5 protein-coding genes are annotated in these 3,449 nt (G+C 25.0%); all 5 read left to right on the top strand.

Going from position 1 to position 3,449, the window contains the following annotated elements; all coding sequences use genetic code 11:
- Window positions 1-24 precede the first annotated feature (24 nt).
- The 5 genes from Q0V24_RS17140 to Q0V24_RS17000 all read left to right on the top strand — a co-directional run bounded on the left by Q0V24_RS17140 (window position 25) and on the right by Q0V24_RS17000 (window position 3,274).
- Window positions 25-108 carry a hypothetical protein gene (locus Q0V24_RS17140; RefSeq protein ID WP_366938329.1) on the top strand — a complete coding sequence of 28 codons (84 nt, stop codon included), beginning with the start codon at window positions 25-27 and terminating at the stop codon, window positions 106-108.
- A gap of 135 nt (window positions 109-243) precedes the next feature.
- Window positions 244-525 carry a hypothetical protein gene (locus Q0V24_RS16985; protein WP_297523348.1) on the top strand — a complete coding sequence of 94 codons (282 nt, stop codon included), beginning with the start codon at window positions 244-246 and terminating at the stop codon, window positions 523-525.
- A 92-nt stretch (window positions 526-617) separates the two neighbouring features.
- A complete protein-coding gene (locus Q0V24_RS16990) occupies window positions 618-1,409 on the top strand; it encodes a GH25 family lysozyme (protein WP_297523350.1) in 792 nt (263 codons plus the stop codon).
- Between the two features lie 194 nt (window positions 1,410-1,603).
- Window positions 1,604-2,422, top strand: a complete 819-nt coding sequence (locus tag Q0V24_RS16995; protein ID WP_297523352.1) for a hypothetical protein — start codon at window positions 1,604-1,606, stop codon at window positions 2,420-2,422.
- A gap of 276 nt (window positions 2,423-2,698) precedes the next feature.
- Window positions 2,699-3,274 (top strand): Uma2 family endonuclease, encoded by a 576-nt coding sequence (locus Q0V24_RS17000; protein WP_297523354.1) that lies wholly within the window; start codon window positions 2,699-2,701, stop codon window positions 3,272-3,274.
- Window positions 3,275-3,449: the final 175 nt, after the last annotated feature.

Consider the following 3,449-nt stretch of genomic DNA (forward strand, 5'->3'; position numbering starts at 1 on the left):
ATAATAGTTGATAACACAAAAGCAATGTATATAATAAATGCTTTATGTGGCATCGGAGTAGCACTTGGCGTATTAAACAACCCAACAACAAAAGGATTAAGCAAATAATAAATATTAGAATATAAAATGAAGGAGATTTATTTAAGTTTTAAGTATATATAGTAATTGAGGATCTATTATCCCAATTTACTAATATATAGTATAATAGTTGATATGAAAAATAGATAATGTAGGAGATAACATATGAAGAATATCAAAGAATCGGAAGAGAACCTAATGAAAAAGCTAAAAAGTGAGATTACAGGTTATGAAGAAAAAATGAGTGAAGAACAGTCTAAAGCTTATAGTGATGCAATGGAAAAAGTGAAGTGTAAGGTTGAAGATTATGTAGGGAATATGAGTGAAGAGCAGTCTGAAAAACTTAAAGATATGGTAGAGAAACTCGGTAAAGGTGAAGTGATTGAGAGACTTGTAGAAAAGTTTAAAGAAGGTTTAGTAAATACTCAGCCTAATATAAAAAAATAAAAATTATATAAAATTTAAAAGTGGTTTGTAGTTGATTCTACAAACTTTTTTTATTACCTAAATTTAAAATAAAGATGAAAGAAGGAATTAAAATGATGAATATCAAAGGAATAGACATATCAATGTTTCAACCAAATATAAACTTAGAGGAAGTTTCAAATCAAGGATATAAAGTATGTTATATCAAAGCAACAGAAGGACAAACTTACACAGACCCACTATTTATGCAAAACTATAATAAAGCAAAAGAAGCTGGACTAGATATAGGATTCTATCACTTCATTCACTCTTATGATAATGGAGCAGTACAAGCAAGATTCTTGTTAGAAAAAATTAAAGGATTAGATTACAATTGCAGAATAGCAATTGATATAGAAGTTACAGATAATCAAAGTGCGGCAACAATAAACAAATGTATAAATGATTTTGTAACAGAAATAACAAATCAAACAGGACATTATCCTTGTATCTATACTAACTTAAGTTTTGCAAATGAATATTTAGATTCAAGCTTATCAAAATATGGTTTATGGCTTGCTGAATATGGAGTAAATGAACCAGAAAAAACAAAAGTTTGGGGTAATACTGATAATCTTATAGGATGGCAACATGCTGATAACGGAAACTTTACTGGATCAACAGACTTAGATGTATTTAATACAGGAATTTATATTCCAGAAATGAAAAGAAATTTAGCGCCTGGTGATTATGCAACAGTAACTACACCGACTTTACATGTTAGAAGTGGAGCAGGTTTGAATTACCCAATAATAGGAACAGTTCATCAAGGTGATAAAATTCAATTATCTAATAAAGTTGGAGAATGGTGGTCTACTTGTTGGGGTGAACATGGTGGGTTTATGTATGCTGAATATTTAAAGTAATTAGTTTTATTCAGTTTTTTTATAATAAATCATGTATATTATAATTTATGTAAGGACAAGTGTTTTAAAATTTATTTATATTTTTAAAATAAATTTAATTGACACATTTAGTTAATATAATAAATATTATGAAGCTATTTATAGTATAAATAGAAATTAAAAGGATAGATATGTTTGGAAATAAGAGGAGTATTATGAGTATAAATGATGAAAATTTGAAATTAGACTATATATTAAGCTCTATAAATTTATTAGCTAGTAGTAAAAGTACATCAAAAGAAATCAAAATCTTAATAAGGAATGGAAATCCAACTGATAATAATATTATAAAATTAAAAGAGGTTTATCAAAATTTAAAAATAAGCAGAGATAATTATGAAAATGCTAAATTGAATGAATTAAAGGTAGCTAAAGAAGTGCTTCCAGATATATTTGATTTTAATAAATTTAAGGCTTCTTTAGAAAATAGATCATTAGATATAGATATTTTTTTAAAAAAATTGATTTTTCCTCCTTTTTTTTATTTGTGTGATAATAAAAATAAATTAATAAATTCAAAGGATTTAAAATTATATTATTTGAAACGTATGGAACTTTGGAAATTAAGAGAAAATGATGAAATTATACGAAAGTTAATAATGGAAATAAATTTTTCATATGAAAATAATTTAAATATTATTACAACTTTTGGAATGTTTACTTTGCTAGAATACAAAATGAGAAGATTAATACCAGAAAGTAAGCATAACAAATATTATAGCTATACGGAGCTAATAGACTTATTAGATAAAGCTGTTTTTAGTAATATGGAAGATTCAGAATCTAAAAAGTATTTTTCAAAATATTTAGAAGAACTTTTTGCCGATACTAAAAATACTGAGAAACTAACAAGACATATAATTCATGGAGTAAAAATAAATTTGATAACTAGTGATGGTTTAGATGGATTGATTTATTTTTATGATTTTATAAGTCAAATTTTAATGGTAAAGAAAAAGTTTGATGAATTATAAATAAAAACGCAGAGTGGTTACAATGAATAAAAAAATAAAAAGTGTAAAAGTTAAATTGAAGTATTGATTAGTAAGGAGGAAATAAAATATGCTTAAGAGGAAAAAATATTAGAAATGAGATATCATTCTATTAATGCTGATGCAAAACATAAAGAGAAATAGCACTGATTAAAATATCGGTGCTACTTTATTATTATAATTTTGTTTTTATTTTAAACTTTGTATTCAAAAATATAATTTGATATACTTAAAGTAAATAAAGTTAGAGGTGATAATATGGGAATAAAAGAATTTAATGATATAGTTTATACATTAGAGGAATTTTTCGAAGTAGAAAATACTAGCGATGAAATATTAGAATTTATAGATGGATATATTTATGCTAAATCTTTTTCTTCTATGAATCATAATACTATTGTAAATAGAATTAATGCGAAAGTAGATAGCTATCTTACTGGTAAACCTTGTAGAGTTTTTTCAGAGCAAATAGAAGTTGTTTTAGGTAAGGATAGAGTTAAGCCAGATGTTTTTGTTGTATGCACAGAAAAGGGAAAAGATAAATTTAAAACACTTGGTCAATCGGTATTAACTATCCCAACATTAGTGTTTGAAATAGTGTCACCTAGTAATGCAAGTTTAGATACTGTTATAAAAATGGATTTGTATGCTAAACATGGTATAGAAGAATATAATTTAGTATACCAAACAGGAGATATTCATCAATATAAATTAAGTGAGTTTGGTTCTTATTATTTGAATAAGTCATATAGATTTGATGATGAATACAAAAGTCTTGTGATGGAAAATTTAGAATTTAAAATAAATGATATCTTTGATGGTTTAGATTTATAAAATATACCTTCATATTATATAATGATTATTTAGATGAGATATAGTCTTATATTGTATAAGCAAATAAGTATTTGATTTGTATCATTATCTTTTGTAGAGTCAAGTTAGTTTTTATAACTATCTTGGCTTTATTTATATATTCTTTAAATACATATAACAACGAGTGGGTAATGAA

Source organism: uncultured Clostridium sp., from assembly GCF_947039605.1.
In the GTDB taxonomy this organism is placed as follows: Bacteria; Bacillota; Clostridia; order Clostridiales; family Clostridiaceae; genus Sarcina.

Excerpts from the sequence above, each read along its gene's own strand:
- Q0V24_RS17140 (WP_366938329.1), top strand. The coding sequence starts at position 25 with ATGTATATAATAAATGCTTTATGTGGCATCGGAGTAGCACTTGGCGTA.
- Q0V24_RS16985 (WP_297523348.1), top strand. The coding sequence starts at position 244 with ATGAAGAATATCAAAGAATCGGAAGAGAACCTAATGAAAAAGCTAAAA.
- Q0V24_RS16990 (WP_297523350.1), top strand. The coding sequence starts at position 618 with ATGATGAATATCAAAGGAATAGACATATCAATGTTTCAACCAAATATA.
- Q0V24_RS16995 (WP_297523352.1), top strand. The coding sequence starts at position 1,604 with ATGAGTATAAATGATGAAAATTTGAAATTAGACTATATATTAAGCTCT.
- Q0V24_RS17000 (WP_297523354.1), top strand. The coding sequence starts at position 2,699 with ATGGGAATAAAAGAATTTAATGATATAGTTTATACATTAGAGGAATTT.